The organism is Bordetella hinzii LMG 13501 (assembly GCF_001548475.1).
GTDB lineage: Bacteria > Pseudomonadota > Gammaproteobacteria > Burkholderiales > Burkholderiaceae_B > Bordetella > Bordetella hinzii.
On the sequence record NZ_LRUJ01000010.1, the window covers coordinates 58,824 to 75,274 of the forward strand.

The following is a 16,451-nucleotide window of genomic DNA, read 5'->3' on the forward strand; positions in this document are numbered from 1 at the left end:
CCTCAGAGCTGCGCCAGGATGGCCTCGCGCGCCAGGCGCGAGAGCTCCAGCCGCGTATAGGGCGTGCCGTCCTCGTGCAGGGTATGCACCGGCGGCAGGAACACCACCTCGACCGCCAGGCCGGTGGCGCCCAGCACGCGCCACAGATTGGCGACCAGCGTTTCCTCGCCGACAAAGGCCGCGAAGCCGCTGCGCTGGCCATGATGCAGAAAGCGCAAGGCCACGGGCTGGATGTCCACCCCGGCAGCCCGGGCCGGCTCGAACAGGCTGGCATGGAAGGGCCGCAGTTCGAAGCCTTCGGTCGTCGTGCCCTCCGGAAACAACCCCACGGCGTCGCCGCGCGCGAAACATTCATGGATGGACTGCCCCATGGCATGCACGGCGTGGCGCTGGCTGCGTTCGATGAACAGCGTCCCGGCGCCGGCGGCCAGCCAGCCGATCACCGGCCAGCCGCGTATCTCGCTCTTGGCGACAAAGGCGGTGGCGCGCACCGCATTGACCACGAAGATATCGATCCAGGAAACATGGTTGGCGGCCCAGAGGACGGCGCCTGTCAGGCGCGGCTCGCCCTTGATGGACAGGCGCACGCCGCACATGCGCATCAGCCGGCGCGACCAGAATCGGTTGAGCGCCGCGCGCTGTCCGGCGGACAGGAATCGATAGACCAGGCTGACGCAGAACAGGCCGAACAACAGCCAGGGCAGCACCAGCATGGCCCGCAGGACAAAGCGCAAGAGCTTCAAGCCGGCATCTCCCAGAGTATGTTCCCGCCTATCAAGGTGGCGCGGACACGGCCGGGCAGCATCATACCCGCGAACGGCGTCTGCGCGCTGCCGCTCTGCATCTCCGCCACCCGGCGTTCGTCGTCCAGGTCCACCAGGCAGAGATCGGCCGGCGCGCCCGGCGCCAGGCTGGGCGCGGGCAGGCCGAGCACGCGGGCCGGGCCCAGCGTGACGCAGGCCAGCGCGCGCGCAGGGGCCAGTCCGCGCGCGCGGGCCCATTTGAGCGCCAGCGGCAACAACAGCTCCACGCCGCTGGCGCCCGGCGACGTTTCGGCAAAAGGCCCGGCCTTCTCGGCCGCGCCCAGGGGACGATGGTCGGAGCACAGGGCGTCCAGCGTGCCGTCGGCCAGGGCCTGGGCGATGGCCTCCCGGTCGCGCTGGCCGCGCAAGGGCGGGCGCAGGTGGCAGCGGCTGTCGTAGAAGCCGATGTCCAGGTCGGTCAGGTGCAGATGGTGGATGGAAGCGTCGGCCGTCACGGGCAGGCCTTCGGCGCGCGCGGCCCGCAGCAAGGCGATCCCGGCGGCGCTGGACAAGCGGCACAGGTGCAGGCGTGCTCCGGTGGCGCGCTGCAGGGTGAACAAGGTGTGAAGGGCCAGGACTTCGGCCTGTTCCGGAATGCCGGGCAGGCCCAGCCGGGTCGCGTAGGCGCCGGCCGCCATCACGCCGCCGGCGGCCAGCCCGGCATCCTCGGGACGCAGCCACAGGGTGGCGCCCAGGTCGGCCGCGTATTGCATGGCGCGCCACAGCAGGGCGCTGCCCGGCAGGGGCGCGTCGCCCAGGGCGATGCCGGCGCAACCCTGGTCCAGCAGGCCGGCCATGGCCGACAGCCGGCCCGCCGCATCCAGCATGGGCCCCAGGCGCAGGCTCCGCGGCATGCCCGGACCGTCCGGGGCCTCTGCCGGCAGCACCAGGCGGACCACGCCGCCGGACAGGGCCGCGCGGCCTTCCCGCCGCGGGTCCGCGCCCAGCTGCGCGGCCAGGTCGGTCAGGCCCGGCAAGACCGCCAGCCCGCCGGCCTCGATCACGCGCTCGGCCTGGAAGCCGGCCGGCGCCTGGCCATGGGCGATGATGCAGCCGTCGGCCAGGAAAAGATCCGCGACCTCGTCACGCCCGTCGAGCGGGTCCAGATGGCGGGCCGCGCGGATATGGATTCTCATGGCGCCCCCGCGACAAGCTGGCGGAACACCGCCATGGACGCGGCCTGCAAGCCCGGTCCATCCGGCGGCCCGAGGCGCAGCACGCCGGGCGCGGCCGCGCCCAGCGTCCAGCGGCGCGCATAGTCTTCGGCCGAAGGCAGGGCCGACAGGGCCTCCTCCGTCAGGCCGAGCTCCACCACGACGTCGACGCCATCGACGGCCTGGGCCAGGGAATCACAGGCGCGCAAGCCCAATTGGGGCAGGCCTTCGGGCAACAATGCCCGGGGGCCGGCGGCGCGCAGTTCGGGCGCGCCCAGCGTGGTCAGGGCGTGCGCCAGCGAACGGCCGCGCCCCGAATGCGCGAAATCGCCGATGAATGCCACCCGCAACTCGGTGAACCCGCCCTTGGCTTGGCGGATCGCCAGCAAATCGGCCAGGGCGGCCAGCGGCCGCGCATGCCAGCCGTCGCCGGCGTTGACCACGCGAGGCAGGCGGGCCGCCAGCGCATGGGCCGCGCCGCTGGCATGGTGGCGCAGCACATGGATATCGGCCTGGCTGGCGGCCGGCGGCGCGGCCAGCCGGCGCGTGGCCGCGCCCAGCGCGAGCGCCGCCTGTTCCAGGGCCTGGAGGGCGGCGCCGTCCGGACCGATCAGGCAGACCTCGCGGCCGGCCAGCGCGGCGCCGCCGCCATGGACGGCGAGCAAGGACTCCAGCAAGCGCTTGGGCAGGCCTTCGGTGGACAGGAAATGCAGCAGCTCGCCGCGCGGGCTCAATTGCGGATTGAACATATGCCTCAGGGCAGACGGTCGAGATAGCGCTGCAGGATGACGGCTGCGGCCATGGCATCGTCGGGCGCATGGCTGCCCAGCTGCGCCTGGGCCTCCATGCTGGAGCCGCGCTCGTCGACCAGCTCCACGGCCAGGCCGAAGCGGCCATGCAGCTGGTTGGCGAAACGCCGGCAGCGCTGGGTGGCGGGCTGTTCGCCGCCGTCGGTGGCCAGGGCCAGGCCCACGACCACGCGCTGGGGCTGCCACTCCTGGAGCAGTTGCGCGATACGGCCGAAGCGCTCGTCGCGGCGCTCGGAAAAGATGATCTCCAGCGGCCGCGCCTGGCGGGTCAGCGTATTGCCGATCGCGATGCCGATTTTTTTTTCGCCGAAATCAAAGGCCAGCAGGGTTTCCTCAGGCATGGCCCGCTTCGCCGGCCAGCATCACCGGATCGATTCCCAGAAGCTTCATGGCGGCGGGATAGCGGTCTTCGGCCGGCACGTCGAAAATGACGGCGGGATCGGCCGCGACATTGAGCCAGGCGTTCTGGCTCATTTCGCTCTCCAGCTGGCCGGCGCCCCAGCCGGCATAGCCCAGGGTCACGAGCATGCGCGCCGGGCCATTACCGTCGGCCACCGCCTGCAGCACATCGCGCGAAGTGGTCAGGGCCAGCTCGCCCAGCTTGATGCTGGAGCTGTAGTCGCCGGCCGGCGCGTGCAGCACAAAACCGCGGTCGGTCTGCACCGGACCGCCGAAAAAGACTTTTGCGTCGCCGACCGGGCCGATCTCCAGCTTGAGGTCGATGCGCTCGAACAGCGAAGCCAGCGTGAGATCGGTGGGCCGGTTGATGACCAGGCCCAGGGCGCCGCGGGCGGTATGCTCGCAGATGTAGATCACGGTGCCGGCCAGGTTTTCGTCGACCATGCCGGGCATGGCCATCAGGAACTGGTTGGAGAAGTCAGTGGGCAACGCGCCCGCGTCGGCCTCGGAATGGGGAATGTCGGTCATGGCGGTCTCCAGAACCTGTAGGGGGCGGCCAGCCAGGGCCGCCTGATAGGCCGAGGACCGGGTCAGATTTCCATCAGCTCGAAGTCTTCCTTGCGGGCGCCGCATTCGGGACAGACCCAGTTGGGGGGCACATCCTCCCAGCGGGTGCCCGGGGCGATGCCCTCGTCCGGCAGACCGGCCTCTTCATCATAGACCCAGCCACAGATAAGACACATCCAAGTACGCATAGTTCTCTCTAGTTCTCTGTGCGCCCCGCCCCCGCGGGGGCAAAGCACGAATCGCATCCATTAGAATGGGCATATCTTACCGAAACCCCGTCAGGATGCCGTCTGATGCAGAGCAAAGAAAGCATCCCTCCCCGTCCAGCCCAGCCCTCCGTGACCGCTGTTACCCCCCCTCTCGTACTGATTCTGGGTCCCCTGGACCCCACCGGCGCCGATGGCCTGCCGGCCGACGCCGTGACCTGCGCGCAATTGGGCTGTCATGGCCTGGCATCCGTCACCGCATTGACGGTGCAGGACACCGCCGGCATCGAGGACATCCACCCGGTCTCGCCCGACCTGCTCGACGACCAGGCGCGCTGCCTGCTCGAAGACATGCCGGTACAGGCGATCAAGGTAGGCGGCATGTTCTCGCCCGAGACCGCCAGCGTGGTCGCCCAGCTGGCGGCCGACTACAGCCAGGTGCCGCTGGTGCTGCACCTGGGGCCGCGCGCGCCCACGCCGCAGGACGCGGTCGAGCAGGACGACGCGGAGGAGCTGCTGGCCGCCACGCTGGAACTGGTGCTGCCCCAGACGGATCTGGTGGTGGTCGAGCATATGCGCCTGGCGCAATGGCAATCCGATGGCAGCATCGACACCTCGGGCTCGCCTTCGCCCGCCCATGCCCTGCTGGCCGGCGGCGCCCAATGGGCCCTGGTGCTGGGCAGTCCGCTGCGCCCGGGCCATGCGGCCAATGTGCTGGTGGGCCAGGATGGCCGCAGCTTCACCTGGACCTGGCAGGCGCCCCCGGCCCGCAGCGGAGACACTGGCGGCCTGCTGGCCGCGGCGGCCGCCGCCCTGCTGGCCGCCGGCCGCGACGTGCCCGCGGCGGTCGAGCAGGCCCTGACACATGCCGAGCAAGGCCTGGCCGCCAGCTTCACGGCCGGCATGGGCCGTCCCCTTCCCAACCGGCTGCCCCGGCCATGACCCAGACCCGCTTCCCCATCGGCCTGTATGGCGTGACGCCGGAATGGGATGACACGGCGCGGCTGCTGGACGCCGTGCGCCAGGCGGCCGCCGGCGGCATGCGCGCCTTGCAGCTGCGCCGCAAGCACCTCTCGCGCGCGCAACGCCTGGCGCAGGCGCGCGAACTCGCCCCGCTGTGCCGCGAGCTGGGCGTGGTCTTCCTGGTCAACGACGATTGGCAGACCGCCCTGGAAGCAGGCGCCGATGGCGCCCACCTGGGCCGCGAGGACGCCTCGCTGGCCGAGGTGCGCGCCGCCGCCCCCGGGCTCATCCTTGGCGTGTCCTGCTATGCGGACCTGGAACGCGCGCGCGGCCTGATGGCCCAGGGCGCCGACTACATCGCCTTCGGCGCGGTCTTCCCCTCGCCCACCAAGCCCCAAGCCGTGCACGCGCCGCTGGCCCTGCTGGGCGAGGCGGCCGCCCTGGTGCGCGGCCAGGCCGCGCCGCGGCCAGCCGTGGTGGCCATCGGGGGCATCACGCCGGCCAATGCCGGGCAGGCCGCCGCCGCCGGCGCCGACAGCATCGCCGTCATCACCGGCCTGTTCGAGGCCCCTGACATCCGCGCCGCGGCTCAAGCCTGCGCCGCGCCCTTCCCTTCTTTCCTAGCCTAGAGAGCCATGTCCCGAAACGCTGAACTCTTCGAACGCGCCTGCCGCAGCATTCCCGGCGGCGTCAACTCGCCCGTGCGCGCCTTCCGTTCGGTGGGCGGCACCCCGCGCTTCATCAAGCGCGCGCTGGGCCCGCACATCTGGGACGCCGAGGGCAGGCAGTACATCGACTACATCGGTTCCTGGGGCCCGGCCATCCTGGGCCATGCCCATCCCGAAGTGGTGCGCGCCGTGCAGGACGCCGCTACCGGCGGCCTGTCTTTCGGCGCGCCGACCGAAGCCGAGATCGAGCTGGCCGAGCTGCTGATCGAGCGCCTGCCCTCCATGGAACAGGTGCGCCTGGTCAGTTCCGGCACCGAGGCCACCATGACGGCCATCCGCCTGGCGCGGGGCGCGACCGGCCGCAACAAGATCATCAAGTTCGAGGGCTGCTATCACGGCCACTCCGACAGCCTGCTGGTCAAGGCCGGCTCGGGCCTGCTGACCCTGGGCAATCCCAGTTCGGCCGGGGTGCCGCCGGAGTTCGTCTCCCACACCATCACCCTGGACTACAACAACCTGCCCGCGGTGCAGACGGCCTTCGCCGAGCATGGCGCCGACATCGCCTGCGTGATCGTCGAACCGGTCGCCGGCAACATGAACCTCATCAAGCCGGCAGCCGGCTTCCTCGAAGGCCTGCGCGAGCTGTGTACCCGCCACGGCAGCGTGCTGATCTTCGACGAGGTCATGACCGGCTTTCGCGTCGGCCCGCAAGGCGTGCAGGGCCTCACCGGCATCAAGCCCGACCTGACGACGCTGGCCAAGGTCATCGGCGGCGGCATGCCGGTGGGCGCCTTCGGCGGCAGCGCCGAACTGATGCGCCATATCGCGCCGCTGGGCGGCGTGTACCAGGCCGGCACGCTGTCGGGCAACCCGGTGGCCGTGGCCGCCGGCCTGGCCACCATGCGCCTGATCGGCCAGCCCGGCTTCTACGAAGATCTGTCGGCCCGCACCCAGCGCCTCGCCCTGGGCCTGGCCGAACGCGCCCGCGCCGCCGGCGTGCCCTTCAGCGCCGACGCCGTCGGCGGCATGTTCGGCCTGTACTTCATGCCGCGCGTGCCCACCACCTTCGCCGAAGTCTCGGGCGCCGATACCGAAGCCTTCAAGCGCTTCTTCCACGCCATGCTGGAGCGCGGCGTGCATTTCGCGCCCTCGGCCTTCGAAGCCGGTTTTGTCTCGGCCGCGCATGACGACGCCACGCTGCAAGCCACCCTCGATCACGCCGAAGCGGTGTTCAAGCAGCTGCGGCACCCGGCCTGATCCCGGCCTCGCCTGCCCGCCCCCTTGCGCCGCGGGGGAGCGGGTTTTTATCTGGAATCAGTGACATAGCCTGAGAAACCCGCACAAAAAAGAACTCCCTCGGCCGGACGAATATCGCTTAATATGTCTTGGTATTTCTAGTTATTACTTAGCGATATCGCGCTCGTCCCCCCCAAGCGCCGGGTCAGGAGCCAGCGCCGCAGAGGGAGAAGCATGCCGCCTGTCGAAGAAGCGTTCCGGCTGGTGCTGGACGAGAACACCCGCGCCCTGATCGCCAGCTATACCCCCGAAGGGGAGGAAAGCGAGCCGCCGTCCTGGGAGACGCTGACCGCGGCCGTCCAAGCCCAGGGCTGGGAAACGGACGTGCTGGACCAGACCAGCGCGGTGAACTTCATCGAAGCCTGCCGCGAAGCCGGCGAGCCCGTGCTGGCCTCCGTGGGCGAAGTGCGCAACGGCAGCTTCGAGCTGGAGATTTCGCCCGACCGCATGGCGGTGGTGCTGTCGGTCAGCCCGCCGCGCGGCGGCCGCCGGGTCACGCTGGCTGATGTACAGGCGCAGCTGATCGAACTCGGCGTGGTCTATGGCGTGCGCGATGACGCCATCCTGAGCGCCGTCTCCGACCGGCGCACCAACACCGCTGTCATCGCCCAGGGCACCCCGCCCACGCTGGGCACGCCCGCCAGCTTCGAAAGCCTGCTGGATGCGCTGAAGACGCGCCAGCAGGAAGACGACGACAATGCCGTGGTCGATTACCGCGAACTGGGCAATCTGACCCTGGTGGCGCCCGGCACGCCGCTCATGCGCCGCATCCCGGCGGTACAGGGCAAACCCGGCCTGAACGTGCTGGGCGAGGCCGTGCCGCCGGCGCATGTGGCGGACACGCCCTTCGCCCCCAACCTCACCGGCGTCGCCGTCGACGAGAACGATCCCTGTCTGCTGCGCGCGGCCAGCGCCGGCTCGCCCATGGTCGTGCCCCAGGGCGTGCTGGTGAATTCGCTGGTCGAGGTCGACCGCGTGGACCTGTCGACCGGCAATATCAATTTCGACGGCACGCTCAAGGTGCGCGGCGACATCACCGCCGGCATGGAAGTCCGGGTTTCCGGCGATGTGGTGGTCAACGGGACCGTCGAGGCCGCCCATGTGCATGCCGGCGGCAATATCAGCGTCAACGGCGGCATCATCGGCATGGCCGAGCTCAAGCAGACCGGCGCGCGCGGACCCGGCAACCCGTCGCAGTCCGCCCAGACACGCACCGCGCAGATCACCGCGGGCGGCTCGGTCAAGGCGCGCTTCATCGAGAATGCCGTGGTCAACGCCGACAAGAATATCGCCGCCGAGCGCGAAGTCCGCCAGAGCCGGCTCTATGCCGGCGAAAGCGTGACGGTGGGCCCGCCCAAGTCCAATCAGGGGGTGATCACCGGCGGCGAGATCCATGCCACGAAATCGGTCAATGCCGGCACCATCGGCTCGCTGGCGGCCGTGCCGACCCTGGTCTGCGTCGGCCTGCATCCGCACGCCGAGGCCAAGCGCGCCGCGCTGCTGCAACGCCGCAACAGCCTGCAGGACGAGAAAGGCAAGCTCGAAAAACTCATTGTCTTCCTGCACAACAACCCGGCCAGGAATGTCAACGGCATGAGCGACCGGGCGCGCGCCACGCACGCGCGCGTGACCGGCGACCTGAACCTGCTGCAGGCCGAGGAGGAACGCCTGGACGAGCAGCTCCAGCCCCTGGACAACGCCACCATCGTGGCGCTCAAGCGCTTCCATGGCGGCGTCACCCTGCGGGTCAGCGGCAAGGTGCTGGAGATCATGGAAGAGCGGCCCGGCGGCCGGGCCATGCTCGACGCCGAGGCCGGCCAGGCGGTGATCCGCTGACCGCCGCGCCGCGGGGTCAGCCCTCCACCACCGCCGTGACCTCGATCTCCACCTTGGCGCGGTCCTCCACCAGGTCGGCGACCTCCACGGCGGTCATGGCCGGGAAATAGCGGCCTATCACTTCGCGGTAATGCCGGCCGATCTCCGGATAGGCGGCGACGTATTCCTGTTTGTCCTTGACATACCAGGTCATGCGCACGATGTGCTGCGGCCCCGCGCCGCCTTCCTTCAGGATGGCGACGATGTTCTCCAGCGTCTGGCGCACCTGCAGCGCGAAGTCGTCAGTCTCGAATTGCTGCTGGCTGTTCCAGCCGATCTGCCCGCCCACGAAAAGCAGGCGCGAGCCCACCGTCAGCTCGGTCATCATGCCGTTGGAATAGCCCCGCGGCGCCAGCCAGTCCGGCGGTTGCAAGATCTTCATAGCGTTCTCATCCTTTTGTATTAAGCCTGCGCCGTCAGCAAGAAATCCTGCATGCGCGCGCGCAAATCATCGGGCAGCGCCGTGGCGCGCATCCGGGACAGATCGACGGTGACAATGGTCACCGCCGCGGTCAGCCGGATTTGCCCGTCCTCCCCCTCGAATCGCACCGCCGCCTGGAACGACGCGCCGCCGATGCGCCGCAGCTCCAGCACCTGCCGCAGCCGCTCCCGCCAGCGGCTGGGCCGCTGGAAATCGCATTGCACCGAAACGGTGGGCGTGCCGATGCCGCGTTCGGTATGCAGGGTGTGGAAAGACAGTCCCAGGCCCTTGTCGAACCATTCCTCGACGAAGTCATTGATCATCTCGAAATAGCGCGGGTAGAACACGATGCCGGCCGGGTCGCAATGCCGGAAACGGATCTCCACCTCGCTGACGAAGGGCCCGGCCATCAACGCCCTCCCGAGGCCAGCTGGCGCAGCACGAAGCGCTGCAGCTTGCCGGTTTCGGTGCGCGGCAGCGTCGCCACGAACTTGATGACGCGCGGATACTTGTAGGGCGCGATGCTGTCCTTGACATAAGCCTGCAGCGCGGCCGCCATCTGCGGCGTACCCTCGAAGCCGGGCTTGAGCACCACATAGGCGGCCACCACCTGGCCGCGCTCTTCGTCGGGCATGCCGACCACGCCGCACTCGGCCACCGCCTCATGGCGCATGAGCGCGTCCTCGACCTCGGGTCCGGCGATGTTGTAGCCCGCCGAAATAATCATGTCGTCGTTGCGGGCCTGGTAGTACAGATAACCGTCGGCATCCTGCACAAAGGTGTCGCCAGGAAGATTCCAGCCCTGCTGCACGAACTTCGCCTGGCGCGGATCGGCCAGATAGCGGCACCCGGTAGGGCCCTTGACGGCCAGGCGTCCGGGCGTGCCATGAGGTACGGGCCGCATGTCGTCGTCGACCACCTGGGCGACATAACCCGGCACCACCTTGCCGATGGCGCCGCTGCGCACTGATTCGGGCGGGCTGGACACAAAGACGTGGATCATCTCGGTGCCGCCGATGCCATCTATCATCTCGATGCCGGTGGCCCGTTTCCAGAGCTGGCGCGTCGCGTCCGGCAAGGCTTCGCCCGCCGACACGCTTTTTTTCAGGCTGCCCAGGCGGAAACGGCCGGCCATGGGCGCCATCTGCCGGTAGAAGGTCGGCGCCGTGAAAACGATGGTGGCCTGGAAGTCCTGGATCAGCTGCAGCAGGGACTCGGGCGTAAGCTTCTCGGCCAGCACGGTGCTGGCGCCCACCCGCAAGGGAAAGCACAGCAGCCCGCCCAGGCCGAACGTGAAGGCCAGGGGCGGCGTGCCGCAAAAGATGTCGTCCGGTTCCGGCCGGATCACATGGCGCGGGAACAGATCGCACATGGCCAGCACGTCACGGTGAAAGTGCATGCAGCCCTTGGGCGCGCCGGTGGTGCCGCTGGTGAAGGCGATCAGGCAGACGTCGTCGGCCGAGGTATCGCAGGCCTCGAAGTCGTCCGGCTTGCCCGCCGCCAGCCGGTCCAGCGCGCCGGGGCCGTCGTCGTTGAACAGCATGATCTGCCCAAGCGTGGGGCAGAAATACTGGCCGGCGCCATCCAGGCAATCGAGGGCCTCGTCCTTCAGGCGGACATCGCAAAGCATGGCCTGCACTTCAGCCTTGTCGATGATCTGCTTGAGCTCCTTGGCGCGCAGCAGCGGCATGGTCGGCACGGTCACCAGGCCGGCCTTGATGGCGCCCAGCCAGGCCGCCGCCATCATGGGATTGTTGGGACCGCGCAGCAGGATGCGGTTGCCCGGCACCAGCTTCATGTCTTCGACGAGCACGCGGGCGATGCGGTTGCTCAGCGCCTGCAATCCGGCATAGCTCATGCTTTCCTGTCCGCCTTTGGCGGCCCAGCGCAGCGCGATGCGCTCCCCGCCACCCTGGCGCACCATGGCGTCGACCAGTTCGACGGCGCAGTTCAGCCGCGCCGGATAGGCGGTGTCGGGCCCGTCCAGCAGCAGCTCGGGCCACTGCTCGGCGGGCGGCAGATTGTCGCGGGCGAAAGTGTCCTTGTGCGCGGATGCTTCCATGGTGTTCCCCTGTCGCTATAGGTGATCAGTTTTTCAACAGTTCTCGGGCAATGATCAACTTCTGCACTTCCGTGGCGCCTTCGTAGATACGCAGCGCTCTGATTTCCCGATACAGCTTCTCGACCGGCTGGCCGCTCACCACGCCGGCGCCGCCGAACATCTGCAAGGCGCGGTCTATCACCTGTTGGGCGGATTCGGTGGCCGCCATCTTGGCCATGGCGGCCTCGCGCGTGCTGCGCTCGCGCTTCACGTCGCGCGTCCAGGCGGCGCGATAGGTCAGCAGCGCGGCGCTGTCGATCGCGCAGGCCATATCGCCCAGCGCGGCCTGCGTCAGCTGCAGATCAGCCAGCGTCTGGCCGAACATGCGGCGTGAACGCGCGCGCGCCAATCCCTCGTCCAGGGCGCGGCGGGCAAAACCCAGGGCGGCGGCCGCCACGGAGGCGCGGAAGATGTCCAGCGTCATCATGGCCAGCTTGAAGCCCTGCCCGGCCTCGCCCAGGCGCTGGCCGGCCGGAATACGGCATTGCTCGAAAGACAGCGTGGCCAGGGGATGGGGCGCCATCAGCGCGATGCGTTCGGAGACGCGCAAGCCCGGGGTATCCGCGTCGACCACGAAGGCGCTGATGCCGCGCGCGCCCGGCGCCTCGCCCGTGCGGGCGAAGACGCAATAGAAATCGGCGATGCCGCCGTTGGAGATCCACGTCTTGCTGCCGTCCAGCACATAGCTGTCGCCGTCCAGGCGGGCCGAACACTGCATGGCGGCCACATCGGAGCCGGCCTCGGGCTCGGAGAGCGCGAAGGCGGCGATGGCCTCGCCGCGCGCCACGCGCGGCAGATAGCGCGCGCGCAACGCGGGCGATCCCATGAGCGAGATTGCTCCGCTGCCCAGGCCCTGCATGGCCAGCGCGAAGTCGGCCAGCCCTTCATGGCGGGCCAGGGTTTCGCGCAGAATGCACACGGCGCGCGAATCGACCTCGGCCAGCTTGCCGCCCCAGGCCCCGTCGGGCCCGGCCGGCACGCAATAGCGCAGCCAGCCGGCCTTGCCCAGCGCCGCCACCAGCTGGCGGCAGGCCGCGTCCGTGTCGTGATGGTCGATGCGGGGCAGCTCGCGCGCGCACCAGGCCTGGAGATCGCGGGCGAGCTCGCCGTGCCAGGGCTCGAAGAAGGGCCAATCCAGCCAGGTGGCGTCCTGCATGGCTCAATCCCCTTCGAACACCGGCTTGCGCTTGTCCACGAAGGCCTCGTAGGCGCGGCGGAAATCGCGCGTCTGCATACAGATGGCCTGCGCCTCGGCCTCGGCCTCGATGGCCTCGTCCAGGCCCATATTCCACTCCTGGTGCAGGAGTTTCTTGGTCATGCCATGCGCGAAGGTCGGACCGGCCGCCACCTGGGCGGCCAGCTGCGCGGCCGCGCCGGCCAGCTCGGCGGATTCGTGCAGGGCATTGAAAAACCCCCAGGCCAGGCCTTCCTCGGCGCTCATGGCGCGGCCGGTGTAGAGCAGCTCGGAGGCCCTGCCCTGGCCTATGGTGCGCGGCAGCAGCGTGCAGGCGCCCATGTCGGCGCCGGCCAGCCCCACGCGGGTGAACAGAAAGGCCGTGCGCGCGGCCGGCGTGCCCAGGCGCATATCCGAGGCCAGGGCCATCATGGCCCCGGCGCCGGCGCACACGCCATCGACGGCCGCCACGATAGGCTGCGGGCAGGCGCGCATGGCCTTGACCAGATCGCCGGTCATGCGCGTGAAATCCAGCAGCTCGGGCATGCTCATGCGCGTGAGCGGCCCGATGATTTCGTGCACGTCGCCGCCCGAGCAGAAATTCCCGCCCGCGCCGGTGATCAGCACCACCTTGATGTCGGTGGCATACACCAGCCCGCGGAACAGATCGCGCAGCTCGGCATAGGAGTCGAAGGTCAGCGGGTTCTTGCGTTCGGGCCGGTTCAGCGTGATGGTGGCCACCTTGCCATCGGCGCTGGTCTGCCACAGGAAATGCCGTGGCCGATAGCCGGCCCAGGGCTGTTTGTGATGCTTCATGCTGTGCGCTTCCTGACTCATGCTGTCTCCTTTTGCTCAGGCGGCGGCTTCGCCGCCATCCACCGCGATGGCTTGTCCATTGACCGAGGCGCTGGCCGGCAAAGCCAGCCAGGCCACGGTATCGGCGACCTCGTCGGCCGACACCAGGCGGCCCTGGGGATTGCGTTCGGCCAGCCGCGCGCGGGCGGCGGCTTCGTCCATGCCGGTCTTCCTCATGATGTTGTCCACGGCCTCGCGCACGATGTCCGTCTCGGTATAGCCCGGGCACACGGCATTGACCGTGATGCCCTTGCGGGCCACTTCCTGCGCCAGCGCGCGGGTCAGACCCACCACGCCGTGCTTGGCCGCGCAATAGGCCGAGACATAGGCATAGCCGACCAGGCCGGCGGTGCTGGCCACGTTGATGACGCGCCCCCAGCCGCCTTGCAGCATGTCGGGCAGCGCCGCCTGGGTGCAATGAAAGGTGCCGCTCAGGTTGACCTGCAGCATCTGCTCCCAGAGCTGCGCCGAGGTCCGGTCGAAGCGCTCGCTCAAGGCCTGCCCGGCGTTATTGACCAGGATCTGGATCGGGCCGCGCGCCGCGCGCGCGGCCTCGAAGGCGTCGGCCACTTCCCCGGGACGGGCGACATCGGCCGCGGCCACGCTCACCGAGATGCCATCGCCGGCCAGGCCCAGGCGCGCCGCCTCCAGGGTCTGGATATTGCGCCCCAGCAGCGTCACGTCGGCGCCTCGGCCGGCCAGCGCGCGGGCGCAGGCCAGACCGATGCCGCGCGCCCCGCCGGTCACCAGGGCATGGCGGCCCCGCAGCTCAGGAAACGGCGTCATTTCACGTCCAGTTGCGCCATGCTGGCGGCGCGTTCGAAGTTGGTTTCCAGCTGGCGCTTGCCAGCCAGGTAGGGGTCCGGCCAGGCGATATCGCGATAGCCCACGCGGGCGGTCTCGCGCAGCGTCCAGGCCGCGTCGGCCAAGTGCGGGCGCGCCAGCGCGCACAGATCGGCCCGGCCCGAGGCGATGATGCCGTTGGCATGATCGGCCTCGAAGATCGCGCCGACAGCGATGGTCGGGATCCCGGCCTCATTGCGCACCCGGTCAGCGAAGGGCGTCTGGTACATGCGTCCGTAGACCGGTTTCTGGTCGGGGCTGACCTGTCCGGAGGAACAATCGATCATGTCGGCCCCCGCCTCCTTGAAGCGGCGGGCGATCTCCACCGCCGCATCCGCGTCGATGCCGCCCTCGACCCAGTCATGGGCCGAAATGCGCACTGACATGGGCTTGTCCTCCGGCCAGGCCTGGCGCACGGCGCGGAACACCTCCAGCGGATAGCGCAGGCGGTTCTCCAGGCTGCCGCCATAGTCATCGCCCCGTTGATTGGTGATAGGCGAGATAAAGCTGGACAGCAGATAGCCGTGGGCGCAATGCAGTTCCAGCCAGTCGAACCCGGCGGCCGCGGCGCGCGTCGCGGCCGCCGCGAACTCGTCCCGCACGCGGTCCATGTCGGCCCGCGTCATTTCGCGCGGCACCTGGGAAACCCCGGGCAGATAGGGCAGCGGCGAGGCCGACACCAGCGGCCAGTTGCCGGCCGGCAGCGGATGATCGATGCGTTGCCAGCCCAGCTGGGTCGAGCCCTTGCGTCCGGCATGGCCCAGCTGGATGCCGATGCGGGCCGGGCTGTTGGCATGCACGAAATCCACGATGCGCGCGAAGGCGCGGGTCTGCGCTTCGTTCCACAGGCCCGGGCAGCCCGGGGTGATGCGGGCATCCGGCGCGGGGCAGGTCATCTCGACCATGACCAGGCCGGCGCCGCCCATGGCGCGCGCGCCCAGGTGCACCAGATGGAAGTCGCCCGGCACCCCGTCCTCGCAGGAGTACATGGCCATGGGCGAGACCACGATGCGGTTGGGCAGGGTGACCGAGCGCGCCCGGTAGGGGGTGAGCATGGGCAGCGGCGGGCGCGCCCCGGCGCGCACCGGCAACCCGCCCTGCTCGGCCAGCCAGCGCTCATAGCCCTGCAGCCATTGCGGGTCGCGCAGGCGCAGGTTTTCGTGCGAAATGCGCTGCGAGCGCGTCAGCAGCGAATAGGCAAACTGCTCGGGCGGCAGGTCCGCGTAGCGCGCCACATTCTCGAACCATTCGGTCGAATTGCGCGCCGCGTTCTGGATCTTGAGCACCTCGACGCTGCGCACGGCCTCGTATTGCTTGAGCGCGCCGGGCAGGTTGCCCGGCGAGGCGTCCATGCAGCGGGCCAGCTCGATGGCGTCTTCGAGCGCCAGCTTGGTGCCCGAACCGATGGAGAAGTGAGCCGTATGCGCCGCATCGCCCATCAACACCACGGGCACATCGCGCAGGCCGCGCGCGGTCTCCAGCGTGTTCCAGTGCACCCAGGTGTCGCAGATGACCCGCGGGAAGCGGATCCAGATGGCCGAGCCGCGCAGGTGCGCGGCGTTGCTCATCAAGGGATGGCCGTCCAGCCAGGGCGCGAACAGCTTCTCGCAATAGGCGATGCCCTCCTCCTGGCTCATGCGTTCGATGCCGGCGGCCTGCCAGGTTTCTTCGGGGGTTTCCACGATGAAAGTCGACAGCCCGTCCTCGAAGCGATAGGCATGGGCCTGGAACCAGCCGTGCTCGGTCTGGACGAAGGCAAAGGTGAAAGCGTCGAAGACCTTGCGGGTGCCCAGCCAGACAAAGCGGCAGCGCCGCTGGTCGATGTCGGGCCGGAAGGTGGCGGCGTAGCGCCCGCGCACCTGGCTGTTGATGCCGTCCGAGGCGATCACCAGGTCGGCATCGTACTGGCGCGCAATCTCCTGGTCGTCCTGCACGAAGGTCTCGAAGACCAGCTTCACGCCGACGTCCTCGCAGCGCGCCTGCAGGATATTGAGCAGGCGCTTGCGGCCGATGCCGATGAAGCCATGGCCGCCACTGCGCACGGTGCGGCCCTTGAAATGGATGTCGATGTCGTCCCAGTGGTTGAAGGCCTCGCCTATGGTGCGCGCCGACACCGGATCGGCCTGGCGCAGATTCTCCATCGTCGCGTCGGAAAACACCACGCCCCAGCCGAATGTGTCGTAGGGCCGGTTGCGCTCAACCACGGTGACGTCATTGTCCGGATTGCGCAGCTTCATCAGCAGGCCGAAATACAGGCCGGCGGGCCCGCCGCCGATGCACACGATCTTCATTGCCTCTCGCTCCTTACGACCTGGCC

At 69.3% G+C, this 16,451-nt stretch carries 17 protein-coding genes; 4 read left to right on the forward strand and 13 right to left on the reverse strand.

Features of this window, described 5'->3' with window-relative positions; translation table 11 throughout:
• Nucleotides 1–2 precede the first annotated feature (2 nt).
• The 6 genes from AXA74_RS09005 to AXA74_RS09030 all read right to left on the reverse strand — a co-directional run bounded on the left by AXA74_RS09005 (nucleotide 3) and on the right by AXA74_RS09030 (nucleotide 3,920).
• On the reverse strand, nucleotides 3–743 hold the full coding sequence (locus tag AXA74_RS09005; RefSeq protein ID WP_029580146.1) for a lysophospholipid acyltransferase family protein: 741 nt from the start codon (nucleotides 741–743) through the stop codon (nucleotides 3–5).
• Nucleotides 740–1,939, reverse strand: a complete 1,200-nt coding sequence (locus tag AXA74_RS09010) for an amidohydrolase family protein (RefSeq protein WP_032979298.1) — start codon at nucleotides 1,937–1,939, stop codon at nucleotides 740–742. Before AXA74_RS09010 ends, AXA74_RS09005 begins: the two co-directional genes overlap by 4 nt.
• Nucleotides 1,936–2,706 carry an aspartate carbamoyltransferase gene (locus AXA74_RS24665; protein ID WP_230584669.1) on the reverse strand — a complete coding sequence of 257 codons (771 nt, stop codon included), beginning with the start codon at nucleotides 2,704–2,706 and terminating at the stop codon, nucleotides 1,936–1,938. The genes AXA74_RS09010 and AXA74_RS24665 overlap by 4 nt, the downstream gene beginning before the upstream one ends.
• A gap of 5 nt (nucleotides 2,707–2,711) precedes the next feature.
• A complete protein-coding gene (gene ruvX, locus AXA74_RS09020; protein WP_029580143.1) occupies nucleotides 2,712–3,107 on the reverse strand; it encodes a Holliday junction resolvase RuvX in 396 nt (131 codons plus the stop codon).
• Nucleotides 3,100–3,693: a YqgE/AlgH family protein gene (locus tag AXA74_RS09025; RefSeq protein WP_029580142.1), complete on the reverse strand. Its 594-nt coding sequence runs from the start codon at nucleotides 3,691–3,693 to the stop codon at nucleotides 3,100–3,102. The genes ruvX and AXA74_RS09025 overlap by 8 nt, the downstream gene beginning before the upstream one ends.
• A 62-nt stretch (nucleotides 3,694–3,755) precedes the next feature.
• Complete coding sequence (locus tag AXA74_RS09030) at nucleotides 3,756–3,920, reverse strand: rubredoxin (protein WP_003814980.1); 165 nt, start codon at nucleotides 3,918–3,920, stop codon at nucleotides 3,756–3,758.
• Between the two features lie 105 nt (nucleotides 3,921–4,025).
• Between AXA74_RS09030 and thiD the strand changes: the two genes are divergently transcribed.
• The 4 genes from thiD (at nucleotide 4,026) to AXA74_RS09050 (ending at nucleotide 8,701) form a co-directional block, all read left to right on the forward strand.
• Nucleotides 4,026–4,880: a bifunctional hydroxymethylpyrimidine kinase/phosphomethylpyrimidine kinase gene (thiD, locus tag AXA74_RS09035; protein WP_029580141.1), complete on the forward strand. Its 855-nt coding sequence runs from the start codon at nucleotides 4,026–4,028 to the stop codon at nucleotides 4,878–4,880.
• Nucleotides 4,877–5,530: a thiamine phosphate synthase gene (gene thiE, locus AXA74_RS09040; RefSeq protein ID WP_032957371.1), complete on the forward strand. Its 654-nt coding sequence runs from the start codon at nucleotides 4,877–4,879 to the stop codon at nucleotides 5,528–5,530. The genes thiD and thiE overlap by 4 nt, the downstream gene beginning before the upstream one ends.
• A gap of 6 nt (nucleotides 5,531–5,536) precedes the next feature.
• Nucleotides 5,537–6,826, forward strand: coding sequence for a glutamate-1-semialdehyde 2,1-aminomutase (hemL, locus tag AXA74_RS09045; RefSeq protein ID WP_029580139.1), 1,290 nt, complete (start codon nucleotides 5,537–5,539; stop codon nucleotides 6,824–6,826).
• A gap of 213 nt (nucleotides 6,827–7,039) precedes the next feature.
• Complete coding sequence (locus AXA74_RS09050; protein ID WP_029580138.1) at nucleotides 7,040–8,701, forward strand: DUF342 domain-containing protein; 1,662 nt, start codon at nucleotides 7,040–7,042, stop codon at nucleotides 8,699–8,701.
• A 16-nt stretch (nucleotides 8,702–8,717) separates the two neighbouring features.
• On the opposite strand, the gene AXA74_RS09055 is transcribed toward AXA74_RS09050, so the two are convergent.
• Genes AXA74_RS09055 through AXA74_RS09085 form a run of 7 tightly spaced genes read right to left on the reverse strand, consistent with a single transcriptional unit; the run spans nucleotide 8,718 to nucleotide 16,425 of the window.
• Entirely contained in the window at nucleotides 8,718–9,122 is a 405-nt protein-coding gene (locus tag AXA74_RS09055; protein ID WP_029580137.1) for a RidA family protein, read from the reverse strand.
• A gap of 20 nt (nucleotides 9,123–9,142) precedes the next feature.
• On the reverse strand, nucleotides 9,143–9,571 hold the full coding sequence (locus AXA74_RS09060; protein ID WP_029580136.1) for an acyl-CoA thioesterase: 429 nt from the start codon (nucleotides 9,569–9,571) through the stop codon (nucleotides 9,143–9,145).
• The gene (locus AXA74_RS09065) at nucleotides 9,571–11,223 is read right to left on the reverse strand and encodes an AMP-binding protein (protein WP_029580135.1); all 1,653 of its coding nucleotides are present in this window, start codon (nucleotides 11,221–11,223) and stop codon (nucleotides 9,571–9,573) included. Before AXA74_RS09065 ends, AXA74_RS09060 begins: the two co-directional genes overlap by 1 nt.
• Nucleotides 11,224–11,248: 25 nt before the next feature.
• The gene (locus tag AXA74_RS09070; protein WP_029580134.1) at nucleotides 11,249–12,418 is read right to left on the reverse strand and encodes an acyl-CoA dehydrogenase family protein; all 1,170 of its coding nucleotides are present in this window, start codon (nucleotides 12,416–12,418) and stop codon (nucleotides 11,249–11,251) included.
• 3 nt (nucleotides 12,419–12,421) lie between these two features.
• Nucleotides 12,422–13,273 (reverse strand): enoyl-CoA hydratase family protein, encoded by an 852-nt coding sequence (locus tag AXA74_RS09075; RefSeq protein ID WP_029580133.1) that lies wholly within the window; start codon nucleotides 13,271–13,273, stop codon nucleotides 12,422–12,424.
• A gap of 15 nt (nucleotides 13,274–13,288) precedes the next feature.
• Nucleotides 13,289–14,077, reverse strand: a complete 789-nt coding sequence (locus AXA74_RS09080) for an SDR family NAD(P)-dependent oxidoreductase (protein ID WP_032979297.1) — start codon at nucleotides 14,075–14,077, stop codon at nucleotides 13,289–13,291.
• Nucleotides 14,074–16,425: a bifunctional salicylyl-CoA 5-hydroxylase/oxidoreductase gene (locus tag AXA74_RS09085; protein ID WP_029580131.1), complete on the reverse strand. Its 2,352-nt coding sequence runs from the start codon at nucleotides 16,423–16,425 to the stop codon at nucleotides 14,074–14,076. The genes AXA74_RS09080 and AXA74_RS09085 overlap by 4 nt, the downstream gene beginning before the upstream one ends.
• Nucleotides 16,426–16,451 lie beyond the last annotated feature (26 nt).

Coding starts and splice junctions, on each gene's coding strand:
- AXA74_RS09065 (WP_029580135.1), bottom strand. CDS start 11,223: ATGGAAGCATCCGCGCACAAGGACACTTTCGCCCGCGACAATCTGCCG.
- AXA74_RS09075 (WP_029580133.1), bottom strand. CDS start 13,273: ATGAGTCAGGAAGCGCACAGCATGAAGCATCACAAACAGCCCTGGGCC.
- ruvX (WP_029580143.1), bottom strand. CDS start 3,107: ATGCCTGAGGAAACCCTGCTGGCCTTTGATTTCGGCGAAAAAAAAATC.
- AXA74_RS09060 (WP_029580136.1), bottom strand. CDS start 9,571: ATGGCCGGGCCCTTCGTCAGCGAGGTGGAGATCCGTTTCCGGCATTGC.
- AXA74_RS09025 (WP_029580142.1), bottom strand. CDS start 3,693: ATGACCGACATTCCCCATTCCGAGGCCGACGCGGGCGCGTTGCCCACT.
- AXA74_RS09055 (WP_029580137.1), bottom strand. CDS start 9,122: ATGAAGATCTTGCAACCGCCGGACTGGCTGGCGCCGCGGGGCTATTCC.
- AXA74_RS09070 (WP_029580134.1), bottom strand. CDS start 12,418: ATGCAGGACGCCACCTGGCTGGATTGGCCCTTCTTCGAGCCCTGGCAC.
- thiD (WP_029580141.1), top strand. CDS start 4,026: ATGCAGAGCAAAGAAAGCATCCCTCCCCGTCCAGCCCAGCCCTCCGTG.
- AXA74_RS24665 (WP_230584669.1), bottom strand. CDS start 2,706: ATGTTCAATCCGCAATTGAGCCCGCGCGGCGAGCTGCTGCATTTCCTG.
- AXA74_RS09010 (WP_032979298.1), bottom strand. CDS start 1,939: ATGAGAATCCATATCCGCGCGGCCCGCCATCTGGACCCGCTCGACGGG.
- AXA74_RS09085 (WP_029580131.1), bottom strand. CDS start 16,425: ATGAAGATCGTGTGCATCGGCGGCGGGCCCGCCGGCCTGTATTTCGGC.
- thiE (WP_032957371.1), top strand. CDS start 4,877: ATGACCCAGACCCGCTTCCCCATCGGCCTGTATGGCGTGACGCCGGAA.
- AXA74_RS09030 (WP_003814980.1), bottom strand. CDS start 3,920: ATGCGTACTTGGATGTGTCTTATCTGTGGCTGGGTCTATGATGAAGAG.
- AXA74_RS09050 (WP_029580138.1), top strand. CDS start 7,040: ATGCCGCCTGTCGAAGAAGCGTTCCGGCTGGTGCTGGACGAGAACACC.
- hemL (WP_029580139.1), top strand. CDS start 5,537: ATGTCCCGAAACGCTGAACTCTTCGAACGCGCCTGCCGCAGCATTCCC.
- AXA74_RS09080 (WP_032979297.1), bottom strand. CDS start 14,077: ATGACGCCGTTTCCTGAGCTGCGGGGCCGCCATGCCCTGGTGACCGGC.